This window comes from Dyadobacter sp. CY343, assembly GCF_021390335.1.
GTDB lineage: Bacteria > Bacteroidota > Bacteroidia > Cytophagales > Spirosomataceae > Dyadobacter.
In genome coordinates, this window is record NZ_JAJUXK010000004.1 from 1319684 (window position 1) to 1336896 (window position 17213).

General features: G+C 43.7%; 9 protein-coding genes and 1 tRNA gene. 7 read left to right on the forward strand and 3 right to left on the reverse strand.

The window, feature by feature from the left end:
* Positions 1 to 178: 178 nt before the first annotated feature.
* The 6 genes from LZG94_RS17640 (at position 179) to LZG94_RS17665 (ending at position 10120) form a co-directional block, all read left to right on the forward strand.
* On the forward strand, positions 179 to 3238 hold the full coding sequence (locus LZG94_RS17640) for a glycoside hydrolase family 3 N-terminal domain-containing protein (RefSeq protein WP_233793100.1): 3060 nt from the start codon (positions 179 to 181) through the stop codon (positions 3236 to 3238).
* A gap of 77 nt (positions 3239 to 3315) precedes the next feature.
* Complete coding sequence (locus LZG94_RS17645) at positions 3316 to 7233, forward strand: T9SS type A sorting domain-containing protein (RefSeq protein WP_233793101.1); 3918 nt, start codon at positions 3316 to 3318, stop codon at positions 7231 to 7233.
* Positions 7234 to 7311: 78 nt separating this feature from the next.
* Complete coding sequence (locus LZG94_RS17650) at positions 7312 to 7764, forward strand: nucleoside deaminase (RefSeq protein ID WP_233793102.1); 453 nt, start codon at positions 7312 to 7314, stop codon at positions 7762 to 7764.
* Between the two features lie 65 nt (positions 7765 to 7829).
* Positions 7830 to 8435, forward strand: a complete 606-nt coding sequence (locus LZG94_RS17655; RefSeq protein WP_215234844.1) for a superoxide dismutase — start codon at positions 7830 to 7832, stop codon at positions 8433 to 8435.
* Positions 8436 to 8572: 137 nt separating this feature from the next.
* Positions 8573 to 8648: transfer RNA gene (locus tag LZG94_RS17660), tRNA-His, on the forward strand.
* A 251-nt stretch (positions 8649 to 8899) separates the two neighbouring features.
* Positions 8900 to 10120: a site-specific integrase gene (locus LZG94_RS17665; RefSeq protein ID WP_233793103.1), complete on the forward strand. Its 1221-nt coding sequence runs from the start codon at positions 8900 to 8902 to the stop codon at positions 10118 to 10120.
* Between the two features lie 235 nt (positions 10121 to 10355).
* On the opposite strand, the gene LZG94_RS17670 is transcribed toward LZG94_RS17665, so the two are convergent.
* Entirely contained in the window at positions 10356 to 12176 is a 1821-nt protein-coding gene (locus tag LZG94_RS17670) for a UvrD-helicase domain-containing protein (RefSeq protein WP_233793104.1), read from the reverse strand.
* Complete coding sequence (locus LZG94_RS17675; RefSeq protein WP_233793105.1) at positions 12166 to 14163, reverse strand: ATP-dependent endonuclease; 1998 nt, start codon at positions 14161 to 14163, stop codon at positions 12166 to 12168. Before LZG94_RS17675 ends, LZG94_RS17670 begins: the two co-directional genes overlap by 11 nt.
* Positions 14164 to 14420: 257 nt before the next feature.
* Here LZG94_RS17675 and LZG94_RS17680 point away from each other — a divergent pair, with 257 nt between their 5' ends.
* The gene (locus LZG94_RS17680) at positions 14421 to 16025 is read left to right on the forward strand and encodes a hypothetical protein (protein ID WP_233793106.1); all 1605 of its coding nucleotides are present in this window, start codon (positions 14421 to 14423) and stop codon (positions 16023 to 16025) included.
* A gap of 155 nt (positions 16026 to 16180) precedes the next feature.
* Here the strand turns inward: LZG94_RS17680 and LZG94_RS17685 are convergent, their stop codons facing one another.
* Entirely contained in the window at positions 16181 to 16777 is a 597-nt protein-coding gene (locus LZG94_RS17685; RefSeq protein WP_233793107.1) for a hypothetical protein, read from the reverse strand.
* Positions 16778 to 17213: the final 436 nt, after the last annotated feature.

Genomic DNA, 17213 nt, shown 5'->3' on the forward strand with positions numbered 1-17213 from the left:
GGGATAGTTGTTAAAACTATTATCGGAAAGGCAATTATTAGAATTGCATTAAAACAGAACTTCTGTTGCATTTAATGAGATTAATTTTTGTTATTATTGTAACTATCGAAAAATCCGAGATGAATATTTCGAAGCAGCACAACCTAACATTCCCTCGTTAAAGTCAGTGATTCCGAATATGAAGAAATGGTTTTTTAGCCGATTTCGTGTAGCGTTAAGCATTATTCTGCTTGTAGTTTTGAGTACAATGGTTTCCGTTGCCTGGAAATTCATGGGTACGTCAAAACCAGCTATTCTGCCCGCGAACAAGGCTGCCGCAAAGGAGAAGGCAAAAGCTCCCAAACGGAAAGCCGATCCTGTTCTGGTACTTCCCGAAAATCAATGGGTCGACAGCACCCTGAATACACTGAGCATTGACCAGAAAATTGGTCAGCTGCTGATGGTTGCTACCTATTCCAACCGCGACGAATCACATTACAGCTATATTGACAAGCTGGTCAACGACTATCATATTGGCGGCCTGATCTTTTTCCAGGGCGGCCCCGTGGCCCAGGCGTCGCTTACCAACCGGTACCAGTCACATTCGAACATCCCGCTTTTTATAGGTATTGACGGAGAATGGGGATTGGGGATGCGGCTTGACAGTACAATTTCTTTCCCCAAACAAATGGTATTGGGCTCTATTCAAAACGACGAGCTGATTTACCTCATGGGCCGTGATATTGCGAAACAATGCCGGAGAATGGGTATTCATATCAATTTTGCGCCTGTTTCGGATATTAATAACAACCCTGCAAACCCCGTTATAGGAATCCGCTCTTTCGGCGAGGACCGTGATAATGTGACCAGAAAAGCGATTGCTTATATGAAGGGGCTGCAACACAATAAGGTGATTGCGACCGCCAAGCATTTCCCGGGCCACGGGGATACCGACGCAGACTCGCATTTTACATTGCCCGTACTGAACCACTCCATCGAACAACTTCAGGAAACGGATCTCTACCCCTACCGCGCCATGATCGCCGATAGTTTGATGGGCGTTTTGAGCGGCCACCTGAATATTCCCGCACTGGACAATAACTCTCAGCAGGCAAGTTCGCTTTCCGAAAAGGTAGTAACGCAGCTTTTGAGAAAAGAACTTGGGTTCCGCGGACTGGTATTTACCGACGCGATGAACATGAAGGGTGTGTCAAAAACGGGGAAACCCGCGGATGTAAATCTGAAAGCATTGGTTGCCGGAAACGATATCCTGCTTTATCCTGAAAATATTGCTGAGACCGTTGCGAAGATCAAGAATGCAATCGACCAGAAAATTATCAGTGAAAAAATTATTGATGATAAAGTAAAACGCGTGTTGCAGGCGAAGTACTGGTCGGGCTTGAATGAATATAAGCCGGTTGATACCAACAACTTATACGCGGACCTGAACAAGGAAAGCAGCAAGGAACTGTACCGCGCATTGTGTGAAGCTTCTGTTACTGTTGTTAAAAACGACAATAACCTAATTCCGATCGGCTCGGTGATGGATAACAATATGGCGTCTGTGAGCATTGGCGAGGGAAGTAATGTTTCGTTTCAAAAAATGCTTTCAGTCTATAAACCAATGCGCTTGTACTCTTTTTACGAAGGTCCGTCGTCGCAGGAGCAGATCGCCGAGATGCTGAATTACCTCAATCCATATAATACGGTGATTGTCGATATTCATGGAATATCTTCCAATCCAGCCAGGAATTACGGGGTTACGAAAGGGATGACAGACTTTGTGAGTCAGTTGAAACAACAGAATAAAAAGGTGATCCTCTGCCTTTTCGGGACACCTTACAGTATTGGTTATTTCCCTGAAACGGATGTATTGATCTGCGCCAATCAGGATGGGACAGACCAGCAGGAGATCGTGCCGCAGATCATTTTCGGTGCTTTGGGCTCGCAGGGGCAACTTCCAGTATCTGTGTTATCATTCAAATCGGGCACCGGGGTAAGTACGACCACTATCAACCGGATTGCATTTGGGACACCCGAAAGTGTGGGTATGGATGCTGCTTCGCTCAAACGCATTGATGAAATTGCGACCGCTGCATTGAATGACCGCGTATTCCCGGGTTGCGAGGTATTGGTAGCGAGGAAAGGAAAGATCGTTTATGACAAACAATTCGGCGGGCTTAATTACCGCACGCCGGAGCGGGTCACTTCGGAGACGATTTATGACTTGGCCTCAATAACAAAAGTATCGGCGACTTTACAGGCGATCATGCTGCTTTACGATCGCAAACAAATCGACCTTGACGCAAAAGCCGCTACCTATCTGCCCGAACTCACAGGCACAAACAAGCAGAACTTCACGGTTAGAGACTTACTGATGCACCGTTCGGGAATGGTATCGTTTTACCCGCCGCTCTGGGACCGCACCAAAACGAGTGGTGGAGGCTTGTTACCCGACTATTACAGTTCAAAATCTGATACTACCTATTACCTGCGTGTGGCGCCGAAGCTGTATGCAAAACCTGCATTGCGCGATTCTGTGTGGAAATGGGTGATCCAGTCGCCGATGAACAACAGCCGCCAGCGATCGGGCAGCTACGGTTATCTGTACAGCGACCTTGGCTTTTTAACACTACAAAAAATTGTGGAGAGAATAACGGGACAAACGCTGGATGTATTCGTTTCCGCCAATATTTACGAGCCGCTGGGGCTGACTTACTTGGGTTTCAATCCGCTGAGCCGCTTTCCTGAAAAACAGATTGCGCCTACGGAACAGGATTACAGGTTTAGAGGCCAGCTTTTGCAAGGTACAGTTCACGATCAAATGGCCGCAATTGTGGGTGGCGTGGCCGGTCACGCGGGATTATTTGGTACTGCAAGAGACCTTGCTGTTTTGTTCCAGATGAATTTATGGAAAGGTAATTACGCCGGAAAACGGTATTTCGAGCAGGCGACCGTTCCATTCTTTTCAAGGATTTACGACGAATCGCATCACCGCGGGCTGGGCTGGGACAAGGCTCCGCTTGACGGAAACAGTTCGTACGTATCTGCACAGGCGTCGGTCAATTCGTTTGGCCACACCGGCTTCACCGGCACGATGGTTTGGGTGGATCCGGAGGAAGATCTGCTTTTCGTTTTTCTCTCCAACAGGGTCAATCCGGACGCTGAAAATACGGGAATTACTACGCACCGGACCCGTAAAAGAATACAGGATGTTGTGTACAGTTCATTGCAAGAAAGGAAAAGTCAGCTTCCTTAATGTGGTTTAAGTGTATTTGAAAAATATCTCTAACTTTACCAGACAATAGGTTAGCGGAAAGATATTCAGACCAATACATGAAAAAACCATTTACCCGAAACAGTGCTTTAATCACATTCCTCGCTGCATTTTTCTACGCGGCAACTTCTTTCGGACAGACAACCATCACCACCGGAGTACTGGCTCCGAACACCGTTTGCCAGGGCGGCGAGGTCGAAGTTCCATTCACTGCAACAGGCACAATACCAGCACTTACGACATATCAGGCCCAGCTTTCGGATGACGCCGGAGATTTCGGGGCCGCCCCGACCGTAGTGGGCTCCTCAGCTACCAGCCCGATCACTGCTACTATCCCTGCTGCCACCGCGCCGGGGGCTGCTTATAAAATCAGGGTAGTTTCGATACTTGCTGCGGTGATCAAAACCGAAGGAACTGAAAGTGCTGCATTAAAAGTGAATGCAATACCGGATGCACCTGTTGTCACTGCCGAAGTTATTATTGGCCAGTTCGAACCGGCAACTCTTACTGCAACTGGAACCGGTATGCTTTGGTATGCTGCTTCAACAGGTGGAAATGGTACTGCTACCAAGCCGGTACCAGATACAGAAACCCCTGGCAAGAAAAGCTATTTTGTTTCTCAAACCGTTGGTACCTGCGAAAGTGAGCGGGCTGAGATTGTGGTGACTGTTATTGCATGTGTGGCACCTGCCGCCCCAACCGTTGCAAATGTAAATCAGCAGGTTGGTGATGACGAAAAAGTCCTAACAGCAAAAGGTAGTGGACTTAAATGGTATACTACCAAAACGGGCGGATCACCATTGCCTGCCGCTCCAAAAACTGCTACTGATAAAGTAAGCACAACAAGCTATTTTGTATCTCAGACAGTCGACAAATGCGAAAGCGAGCGGGCTGAGATTGTAGTTACAGTTTCTGCATGTGCACCGCCTGATGCACCGGTTGTCGCTAATGTAAATCAGCAAGTTGGCGATGATGAAAAAGCATTGACTGCGACCGGTACCGGCCTGAAATGGTACGCTGCAAAAACCGGCGGCTCTCCTTTGTCCGGTGCACCAAAACCTTCCACGAAAACAATCGGAAAAACGAGCTATTTCGTTTCACAAACGAATGCAAGCGGCTGCGAAAGCGAGCGGGCTGAAATTGTTGTAACTATTACTGCTTGTACACCCCCTGACGCTCCTAAACCGACAGAAGAAAGCTTTAATTATACAATCGGCGACAAGGCAACTCAGCTTGCTGCTACTCCGACAACCGGTCTGCTTTGGTATACCGTCGCAACTGGCGGAACAGGTGTTACAACTGCTCCTACTCCTTCGACACTAGCTGCCGGCACAACAAATTATTACGTTTCAAGAACAGTGAATGGCTGCGAAAGCGCCAGAGCGGAAATTGTTGTTACCGTTTCTGCCTGCGTTCCACCTGGCGCACCAACTGTTGCTGATGTTAATTATTGCTTAAACGAATCACCAACTGCACTTACTGCAAAAGGTGCAACTGGAAATACCATTCTCTGGTATACAGCTCAATCTGGCGGAACTAGTTCTACTACCGCACCAGTTCCAAAAACAAATGTGGCTGGCACATTTAGCTATTTTGTAAGTCAAAAAGCGCCGAATGCAAAGTGTGAAAGTGAGCGGGTTGAAATCGTGGTAACTGTTAAAAGTTTCTCACTTGCGCCCACGGTTGTAGCAGTGCTTAATCTCTGCCAAAATTCTACTGCAACTGCATTAACAGCCACCGGAACGAATCTTACCTGGTACACCGCTGCGACAGGCGGTACTGCGTTGGCGTCTGCGCCAGTTCCTTTGACTACAACCACGGGCACAACCAGCTATTACGTAAGCCAAACAACAGCTGGCCGCTGCGAAGGGCCGCGTGCGAAGATTGACGTAGTTATTAAAGATACCCCCGTAGCTCCAACAGTAACTGCCACGAATTACTGTGTAGGCGAAAAAGCGGTGGCACTTACGCCGACTGGCGGAGTTTATAAGTGGTATACAGTAGCGACAGGAGGAAATCCGCTTGCTGCCGGACCAACCCCAACCACTACTGCCGCGGGAACGACTTCCTATTATTTAACACAATCCAATACCTACGGTACATTGTCTTGTGAAAGTCCGCGTGCCAAGAAAGATGTTGTCGTGAATCCTACTCCGGCAGCTTTACCGACATTGTCCGATGTATTTTGCCAGGATCGTGAGGATAAAACGTATACTTTCCCAACAAAAGCAGCAGACGGAAATACACTGCAATGGTATACTGTCGCAACCGGCGGAACCGCTACCACAACCACTCCTACTGCCAAGTTGAATACGCCTGGTGAAAAGACTTTTTACGTGACTCAGTTGAGCGGTAAGAATTGCGAAAGCGCGACAAGAGTTGTTCAAAAAGTTCGCATTAAGCCACTTCCGACTTTGCCAGGTATTGAAAAACCATTGATCGAATATTGCCAGTTTTTGCCTGCTACACCGTTGGAAGCGACACCAATGGCGAAAGCTACGCTCAACTGGTTTGGGACAGACGCAAGCGGCGGAACTTCGAGCGATACCCCTCCTACCCCATCCACAGCCGAGGGCGGTACTACCTCCTACTATGTTGGTCAGACTTTGGAAGGCTGCCTGGGTGACCGTGCAAAAATTGACGTAAAAATCAATACCACTCCAACACCGGCTACGACAAACTACCTGGAATATTGCCAGGGCGAAAAGGCTCCGATACTTGATGCAACAGGAACAATATTGAAATGGTACCGCGACGCGAATACCACGGAATGGCAGGGATTCCCTTACACGCCGTTCACTGATAAGGTGCAGGATTACTCGTTTTATGTAACTCAGACCGGCACTGTAAATGGCTGTGAGAGCCCGAAAGAAGAGATCAAAATTCATATCAAATCACTTCCCTCTGCATCTATCTCGGGTAACTCAACTATTGATCTGGGAGAGACCGCCAATATTAATATAAAGTTTACAGGTGATGGGCCGTGGATTTATATCTTATCGGATGGAACAACGGATACAACCGATCAGGCCAACCACCAGGTGCCTGTGAAACCAAGCACAACCACTTCCTACTTATTAACAGAAGTTTCGAACGCTTGTGGAAAAGGTATTCCGGGCGGACAAGCGCTGGTAACCGTAAAGATCCCGACGATCAATTCAGGCAATCCGTCGACGGCAGAAGCTTGCGCTGGCAAAAGTTTTGTGGTTCCATTCCAGCAGTCCGGCGATTTCCCGGCTGAAAATACTTTCAAGGTACAGATCGCCACTGAGAACCAGGATAGCAAGTTCTTCACGATCCCTTCTGTTGCAACGAGAAATTCAATAACTGCCACTTTCCCGGACACAACCAAAGGTGGTAACTACTATCTGCGCGTGATCAGCTCGGGCGACAATCCTGAGTTTCTGGTAAAAGGAAGTGTAAGCTCCATCACTATTTCTGCGAGTCCGTTGCCAGTTGCTACATTATCAGGGGCGCAAACGATCCTTGTAGGCGAAAAAGCGACGCTAAAAGTTGAAACAACTGGAAAAGCGCCGTGGACTTTCACCCTGAGCAATGGTACAAAAGATACGCTGATCACGGCTTCGGTTAGTCCGTACACATTCCAGATCGCGCCTCTTGCTACGGTTACTTACACGATTTCAAAGGTGACCAATACTTGCGGTACCGGCAGAGGAGCGGGTTCTGCGAGGGTTCAGGTTGATCCGATTTTGGGTGTTGAGCCTCAGCAGCCTGCGGATTGGGTGAAAGTTTATCCTACACTTGTACAGTCGGTTTGTACTTTGGAAGTAACCGGCAATATCAAACCAAAACAGGCAAGTGTTGAAGTGATCGACTTGAACGGAAGATCGATCGGAGTGAAATCTATACAGCAAAAAACAACCGAAGTGGATTTCAGCAACTACCCTTCCGGTTTGTATCTGATCCGCATTCAAAATGGCAATCTGAGCACCGTTCAACGTGTGATGAAACCATAGTTTTATAAAAGTTTTTAAAAAAAGGGGCATTCATTTCGAGATGAATGTCCCTTTTTTGTAATCAGCAATTTTAGTCAAATGAATATACAAGCTGATATACTGGACAATTATTTCATGGCAGAAGCGCTCAGGCTGGCGGAGCAGGCTTATGATGAAGGAGAGATACCTGTTGGTGCAATAGTCGTGATCGGCGAACGCGTTATCGGAAAAGGATATAATCAGACCGAGCGACTGAATGATGTAACTGCTCACGCAGAGATGATCGCGATAACGGCCGCTGCCGACAACCTCGGTTCTAAGTACTTAACCGACTGCACACTGTACGTGACTTTGGAACCTTGTGTGATGTGCGCAGGCGCATTGTACTGGACACAAATGAAGCGGGTGGTTATTGGCGCAAAAGATGAAAAACGCGGATTTACGAAGCTCGGCAAACCCGTTTTACACCCCAAAACACAACTGGTAAATGGGATTTTGGCAGACGAATCTCAGGAGCTACTGCTCAAATTTTTTAGACAACTCAGAACATAAAGCGTTCATCTGCTGTTAGCCTTCTAGTGCCACATTAATATATTAATCATTAAACTACACTGAAAATGGCTTTTACACTTGATCCCTTACCTTACGCAAATAATGCATTGGAACCACATTTCGATGCATTGACCATGGAAATTCACCACGATCGTCACCACCAGGCTTATGTTACCAATTTGAATGCAGCGGTAGCAGGCACTGAACTGGAAGGCAAAAGCATAGAAGAAATTATCGCGAATATCAGCAAGGCACCAGCACCGGTACGCAACAATGGCGGCGGTCACTGGAACCACGCGTTTTTCTGGAAATCACTTTCTGCAAGCGGCGGCGGTGAGCCAACCGGTAAATTAGGTGAAGCGATCACAGCTAAATTCGGTTCGTTCGCAGCATTTAAAGACGAGTTCAAAAAAGCAGCAACAGGCCGTTTCGGTTCAGGCTGGGCTTGGTTGATCAAATCGGGCGACGGCGTTGCGATCACATCGACTCCAAACCAGGATAACCCATTGATGGACATTGCTGAAACCAAAGGAACACCGATTATCGGTCTGGACGTTTGGGAGCACGCATACTACCTGAAATACCAAAACAAGCGTCCTGACTACATCGACGCATATTGGAATGTAGTGGATTGGAAAGCTGCTGACGCACTTTACACTTCTGCGAGCTAATATTTGACTAATGTCAAAAGGTTTATAGCCGCGAAATTTTTAGATAAAAATTCTTGCAAGCTGTAAACCTTTTGCTACTTTTGTGTCCTTGAAACGGGGTTAGTATCAATATTTCCCTGAATCGAGACTAGTTAAACGGAGGTTGTAGCTCAGTCGGTTAGAGCGCTAGATTGTGGTTCTAGAGGTCGCGGGTTCGAGACCCGTCTCCCTCCCTTGAAATAAGTTCAAAGTCAAACAAAATGCCTGTAAATCAATGATTTGCGGGCATTTTTGTTTTTCAGATTATATCAAAAAATGCAAAAATTCCCATGTTTCCAGTGAGTCTTTCGTGTAGTTCACTCACTTTGAGAAAAAGACTCACTGGAAACGGCATAACAAATTGATAGACAAGATGTTTACGCCGTAAACATCTTGATTGGCAAGCGTGGTAATTCGATATTTAACCACTTTTAAACGCTTGTGTTATGTTGGAGAAAACATTCGGCCTGCTTTTCTATTTAAAGCCCGCCAAGAATCAAAAAGGAACTGTTCGCTACATTTATTTGCGAATTACGGTCGACGGAAAGGTCGCCGAGCTATCTACTAAGAAGTTATGGAATACCGAAAGATGGAATTCATCTGTCGGACGGCCTGCCGGAAATAAGGAAGATGCCAAGACGCTTAATGCGTACTTGGACATGCTCACTGCCAAAGTTTACCAGGCCAAGAAAATTCTTACCGAGGATGACAAAGAAATTTCTGCGGAAGGGTTGAAAAACATTTTGCTCGGAAAGAGCAATGAAACCCGCACCATTCTGGAAGTCTTCCAGCACCACAATGAGCAAATGGAAGCACTCATAGGGCAAGAGTTCGCACCGCTCACTTTGAAACGTTATAAAACCGCCAAGGAACATACTGCCTCCTTCATCAAGTGGAAATACAAGAAGGATGACATGGCGATCAAAGACCTGAATTATGAGTTCATTACTGAATTCAACTTTTGGCTCCGTAGCGCAAGAGGCTGCAATCATAACTCGGCGATCAAGTACATGAGCAATCTAAAAAAGGTGGTGCTGATCTGTGTTAATAACAAGTGGTTGAAGAAGGATCCGTTTCAGGGCTTCAAGCTGACAAAGAAGGAAGTTGTGAAGCATCCATTGTCGAGGGAAGAATTAAAAAGACTCACTGAAAAAGTATTCGAAGTGGAAAGGATCAGCCAGGTGCGGGATATCTTTCTATTCTGCTGCTACACGGGACTTGCCTATGTAGATGTGAAGCAGTTGAAGCCTACGGATATTGTTGTCGGCATGGACGGGGAGCCGTGGATTGATACAACCCGCCAGAAAACGGATGCGCCTACACGCATTCCGTTGCTGGATACGGCGCTGGAAATTGTTGAGAAGTATAAGGATCATCCGCAGTGCTGTGCCGCGGGTGTCGTGCTGCCGGTTCTGAGTAATCAGAAGATGAATGCTTACTTGAAGGAGATTGCTACCCTGTGCGGGATCTCGAAGACGCTGACTTTTCATATTGCCCGGCATACGTTTGCTACTACGGTGACGCTGAGTAATAAGGTGCCGATTGAGACGGTTTCCAAAATGCTAGGGCATCGGTCTTTGAAGCAGACTATGATTTATGCTAAGATTTTGGATGTGAAGATTAGTGAGGATATGAAGGGGTTGCGGGAGCGGTTAAAGGGGATGTGATAGACTCTGTGGAGCAAGCGTCATCTCAACAGGGATATGGCTTGCTCCATTACGAATGTACTAGAAGCCCTGTCAAGGCAGAAGCTTTAGTATTTCAGCTAGCCAATATTATTAGCTTGTCACGAAACATATCGCGCTCTATAATAAAAACATCTGATTTTCCTAGTTTGTTATATCGTTATCTAGTATCAAGTAGTTTAACCTTTGGAACATCATTCCGCGACAATAAAATATCTTAACTAAGTTTCACAATCCATTGGCCAACATCCTCCTTTGGCACGGCCAGCATCAGAATTTTGGTTGGCCTAGTCAGCCCAACGTAAACTGTTCTTAACTCTTCCTCCTCTCCGACCCTTGGGCCATTACGAAGAATACTAATGTAGTTAGAATGTGTTCCAGCCTTTTTATCGAGCATCAGCAAAACTGCCTCGAATGTCCTGCCTTTAACCGAATGTACTGTTCCATTATAAAATGGCAGCTTGTCCAGATCGTCGGCTTCTCTCGAGAATATCTCGCTAACTAATAAGTTTCGGTGTTTGTGATCGATTGCGAGACGGAATTTTAAGCTTGTTGCTGTGATTCTTAGGTTAACTTCCTGGATCCATGAGCCAATTCTCTGCCCCTTTGTTGAAGGCAATAATTTGAGGAATGCAGTCACTTCTGTCCGCTGGACCATAAATCCCTTCTCATCAACATACTTTTGGACTAATGTGGCGCTGCAGTGATAATGTGGATCGCTGAGCTTAAACGCCGCATCATAGTACCCCTTTTCTACCAATTGATATCCCTTTCTGGCATCTCCACGCTCAAAAAGAACTTTCCCGAATAAAATGTCTCTTACGTGATACTGATTTTTTAGCCAGGGAACGATTCCAAATTCAATACCTGTTAAGTTCGATCCCAAGTACTTCCGCATTGTTTTCCCCCGGAATAGCACTGCTACATTGGATAAATTCACTGGCACTATATTTTGCTCGCATGTAGCGAAAAATTCTTGAAGAATGGGAATCATGGAAGCAGTATCATTCTTTACATAACCCTTGACAACTGGCTGGTAATCAAAATTGCTAACTTCGTCTCGTGCGGCGCGCACACGGGGAAAGGAAGACAGTGGCAGTGTGAAATCGCAAATTCGTTGAGAACTTCGCCAATTTTCAGTGAGTTCGATCTTATTCCATTGTGCATACTTGCTGTCGAATAAGGACGGATCTGCATTATTCCATTCATAAATTGCCTGATCTCGATCACCTATTAGCATAATATTTTTTGCGCCAGCTACATTTAAGATTTCGATTATTCGCATTTGAATAGCGTCTGTATCCTGCGCTTCATCAATTATAAAGTATTGAAATTTATTTGCTATCGCTCTGGCAATCAAAGGATATTTTGCTAAGACCTTCATTGAGATGTAATTCGCATCCGCTTGGTTCGCATACCCCATTCGATAATTCTTAAACTTGGAATCGATTACGTCCTGGACCCTCTTATTGACTCTACCATTTGCGTTGTAATATTTATCAGGCTTCAAAGAAAAATGTATTTCCTGAGCAGCTACGATGGGATAAAGCAGATCGTTAATGTCAAATGAAGTGCAATCGAAATAACAATCAGGATTTGCCGATACACATTTTTGCTGACCTTTGACTCGGACAAACTTTTTGTCACCTTTTCCCTTAGTCCATGATCTATGTGGTTGCCCAACAAGTTGTGGACGGCTATTGCAACCCATAATAAGGTGCCCGAAAGGCAAGAACACATAAGTATTTATGAAACTATCAATCGTGCCGATGAAGTGAGGAAAACCCAACGGAGTGTGAATGCCAAATGATCGACTTAGCTTGTGAGATATTTCTTCGCCAGCAACGTTCGTAAAAGACATCGCCGCTATCCCAAATTTTGAAAAGTCCTTTTCCCTCAGAAGTCGTGCTATTCTGGCTGCAACTGAAAAAGTCTTACCGCTTCCCGGACAAGCTCGTGCAACAACACACCCGGCATCATACTCGACAATTGCCTTCTGCTGTTCGGAAATCACGAAAGTAAAAGTGTTAGTTTCCATCAACAACCCAAGTAATCGATCGAGTAATATAGTCAGGAACTACGAATCTTCTCCTCAAAACCTTTCCAACCAAAGCCTGGCTTAAATGTTCGGCAAACACAGATTTGTCCTTATTCGCGTCCAACTTTGCCACAAAGTCCAGAGCTCTGGATGAGAGTAATTCCGCAATGCTAAGAAAGGTTGTTCGTGGATGCATCTTCCTATAAATCCACATCATCAATCGATAATTAAGTTCGCTTGCAATCATTAACTCATATTCAAACGTGTAAGCCGCCAGTTCCACCTTTAAATTGCCTCTACGTAATCCTGTTGCGTTACTCGCTCTGCCGGAGATAGCACTTCTTCTATTGTCAATGATATGATTGACATAAGCAGAATAATGATTCAGTGCAGCATGATCAAAGTTATACGCACCGGCAATTATCCGATTACTGCTATCGACTACTCCGTCAACAATTAGATGAGAATAAATCTTATTGGCAACCTCCTTGTTGATGCCTTCTGCTTCACTAATGAAGTGAGTTGCTGCTAGGTTGCCGCGATCGTCATCAGTTAAAATGGAACATCTAGATGGCAGGCGCCTAAGCGGATCGGGCGAATTATACAATCTTGCAAAGGGCTCAAACGCGATGCCACTAATATTAACAATCTCTATCCCGCTCTTATCAAGATTGTACTTCATATCAATGATCTCAGCCAAAACCGGTAACAGTAGCGCCTCGGAGATGCCCTCCACGAGAATAGTGCCACTTGAAAAAAATAATTGTGATTTCGTAACATCTAAAAATTTTCGCAGATGCCGCTTATTCTCATCTGTCAAATCCGAGTTTTTAACGGTAAAAGGTACTAAGAACTCATTCTTTTGTATGACAATCAAATGGTCAAGGTCCGATTTTGCTGTCAAAGTTGGCGAATGAGAAGTCATAAAAACTTGAAGCGAATGCTCTTTCAATTCATTTAAATAATTGAAGAACGTGTTTTGTCTTTGTGGATGGAGATGAGCTTCTGGTTCCTCAATTAACAGTGAATAGTAGTGCTCCTTCTTTTCAGCTCTTCGATTTTTTAAGTCACCGAGTACAGCCGAAGCAAATATTAGATTATTCTCGCCCAGACCATTTTGACTTACATCGAAGAATCTTTGTTTATGTTCTTGTCCTACGGGCAACAAATTGGGCGCAAACACTGGCTTTCGGGTAATTATACCCTTTATGATATTTTCATAGCGATATTCTAGCAGCCGCAGATGGATTTTTGAGCTTTTAGATCGAATATCAGCCTTTTCAAGGTGCTCATTTACACGTGCCGTACCTGTTGCTATCAAGTTTTTCCAATCAACATCCTGGGTAACCTGCTCTATTTGTGAAGCTAACGCGTCCTTTTTAGCTCTATCCAATGAATGTGTTGTACTATTACCTTGATCGTCAACCACAGAATAACTGGTAAGATCTTTAAATAAAGAAGTGATCTTATTGTCTCTGGCATAAGGACGCAATTCCTGTTCTGCGTTTCTTAATGGTGCTAAGTAGTTGAAATATATGAGCTCGGCTTCGTTTGGATTAATTAACTGCCCAGGTAAATCTCCACCCCAAACATTCCACCGCATTTTGGTTGCCCCCGTCGGTGTTTGTTCTAAAATATACCGAAAATGCATTTGTAACTCCTGTTTAGTAGGATCCGCTGGATCTTGCCAGAGCATACTATTAAACAAATGAGGTTCTTCATCATCTTGAATGCAAAAATGTAGGTCAAACTCAATCGGCTCAGGAACGCAGTCAATATTGTTCGTATCTATAAAGAAATCTTCATCATTTCGGACGCCGATTTGCCTCCACTGGCTTCCATAGCCTAAACAAATTCTTAATGCGTCAATAATCGCTGTTTTGCCTGAGCTGTTTTCCCCAATAATCACATTTAATCCCTGGTTGAATGTGATTTCTAGGTTCTTAATGGCCCGAAAACGTCTAATTTTAAAAATCTTGAGATACATAGTGCTATCAGGGGAGGCGGTTCATTAATATTTCAAGGAAATATATGATATTAGATTAAGTATCCATTAAGTCACGATAAAATTCTAGTAATAGTTAAGACAACTGAAAGTTCTTAATCATTTCATATCTCGCTGTTTTTTGTGACATCCAACCAGAATTTAAAACGTAGCGAGCCATAACTATAATTGCTTAATAACCAGACCATTATACCAAAAAGAAAAATCATTTTAAAAAAAAATTTTCCGCCATTTATACTGTGAAGAATAAAGTTATTAAGGGCAGTGTGACATCGTTAGTTTCTGACGCATATAATAAATTTTTAGTGTCCATACTTGCTGAAAGACTATGTGAATCTGGCAGCGTCTTAAAAGATCTTTTAACAAGTCAATTCAACATAACGCCCGACAATGCACGTAAAGTAATTAGCAGAGCATCAAATTCAAAGCTCATAAAATCTTCTGATCCCTTTACATTCGGGAAGGGGCAATTCATCTATTTACTAGCAGATAAAGACCTGGATGTCGAAAAGGTAAAAAGTATTTGTAAGGATAATAGGCCTCCAATATTCCGGTTATTGAAAGCATTAGATGAAAACAATGGGATTATATCATACTATGAAGCCTTGAAAATAACTGCCTCGCCCCTCGAGCCGAGCACAACAAAGGTTTCAAATTTGGATGATATAACTAATCTGTTAAGGAAGCTTGACATTATCTATATCAGAACAGTCGATGAAGTAAAATATCTACTTTATCTTAAGGAAGGTAATCAACATACCGATGATCATGAGAGCGCCCTTATTACTGACCACCGCTCAAAGATGTATATCGACAGCAGCATGCTGCCAGATATTTTGCGATGGCTTGCAAAGTGCAATATGATAACTACCACCCAGAGTCCATATAGAAATCGAAATTCACCGTCAATTGGCGCCAAGTTGAATAATCTCGTTTGGGACGCTACGAGTTTCACCAGGGCTACTGGTATTAATCCAATTGTTGGATCAAAGGCAGATAGTAAGGAAAAGCAAACACTTGTTGTGCTAGATGTTGTCCTTTCCAGCGAATACCTTGAAGCATATTTAGATGGCTTTTACAATAGAATCCAAATCGTACTTAATTCAACCAAACAAGGCACAAGGAAGGTAATGCCAGTCATTATATACAGTGAATGTTCTGAGGCAGTACAAGGTAGGATCAGAAAACTCGGCTTCATATCATATGACATTGGATCGATTTTCGGGACTAAAATTTATCAAGTTCTAAAAACTCTCAAAAAAGTGAAAAATGTTCAATTGATGGAAAATGTTGATAAAACCGTTGAGAATTTGCTATCAATTATCAAAGATTCTGGACAAGAAGATAGTCTCAGAACTTTGAAGGGGCTTTTATTTGAGGCGCTATTATTTCCACTCCTAAAAACATTGTATCCAAACTCCATCATTGAACCAAACAAGAAATTAACAGTAGACGGCAAAACGCGTGAATTCGACTACATTATTAAAGCTTCAAATCCTGTTGAAATCGTCCTAATAGAATTAAAGGGCTATTCGGCATCGGCTGCGATTCCAGTCGGCGACCATGAGACGAAGGACACTCTTGGATATTTTTTCCGAGGATCGGTACCCCTTGCTCAGAAATATTTCAAGAAAAACTCTCTATTCGACTACAACATTAGGGCTGCATTTCTGACATCAGGAACATTTTGGAAGGATGGACGCGAATTTTTGAAGCATATTGGAAGTGGTAAACTTCAATCTAGTGTATTGGGTGTTAGCTACGATCGAGAAGATTTAATAACGCTTCTTAAAAAATACGAGTTTAAGAGGGCCGCAAGGATCATTGATGATTTTTTCTGTTGAGATAAGAAGCTTCAATCAACAATGCTAGAGTTTATGTATTTCTCCTGTCACATTTTCTAGCTATACTATCTGTAAGTGATCAACATTAAATCACTCAGCTTTCTTGGTTGGAGGTACCTCAGACTAACATTAGCCGTACTCTTATTTTGGATAGTTTATTTTTTTCCTGTGCTGATCGACAATGAGGGGATCTGGGATTTTGTACTATCTAAGTATAGTTTGTCAAGTACAATTTTCAATTTTTCCAGATCAGCAGACGTCATTTCATGCTTTATAACATCTCTTTTGTCATCTACATCCTTCCAAATGTCATACAAGAGCGGTAACAAGGCTGTGATTACAACAGCAATGGAGTTAACAATAAGCCACAATTCCTTTCTTTTTTCCTTTCTCTCTTGTCTGATCTCGGCCTCGTAGCGCGATTTAAAACCACCTTCAATTCCTAAAAAACTAACACCCCTAGTAGTCACGTGAACAGTATACTCCTGCAAGTCAGGCACTTCGTCCTCAAAGTGAAGATTAGGGCCATTGACTGGCGACAAGCTAATCAATCCTTGCCCCCCCAACTCCTCAATCAAAAAAGAAAAGTAAGCAAAACTTAACCCTATAAATTTTGAAGAAGAAATACTTTGTTGGGCATCCCTGAAGTCCCTAGCAACCATAAAATATATATCACGACTATAACCAACCGACATTCCATTGATCCTGCCTAGGATCATATCTAGTAGTTTTGCCTTATCCTCTCTGTTCATTGTAGGTTAACATATAATTTTCAAATAATACCCAGTGTGCAATTACACTATCTAGCTAAAAGTTTCTTTTTTTAACCATTTATAAGTGTGAAGGCTCTCAAAAATAAACATTCACAGGCTTCAAATTGGCAATAAGACATTAACAAGCTTTATGAACAATCTTCCGTCTGACAATCACAGGCAATCATTCATCTTCTGCGGTTAAAGAGATGGATAAGGTCATGGAAGTATGCGTCACATGTTGGCAATAATAACAAAAATATACTTCAACCTTGGCTTATAATTTTTTATTCTCACTGAAGAAGGTTTTGGAATTGCAACAATAAAGCGGACAAGATATTAAGCCGCAATTTTTTGTTTGTGTAAAAGCTCCTCAAACTCTTTTGGTGAAACATATCCTAAGGCCGAGTGGAGCCTTTTTCTATTATACCAGGTT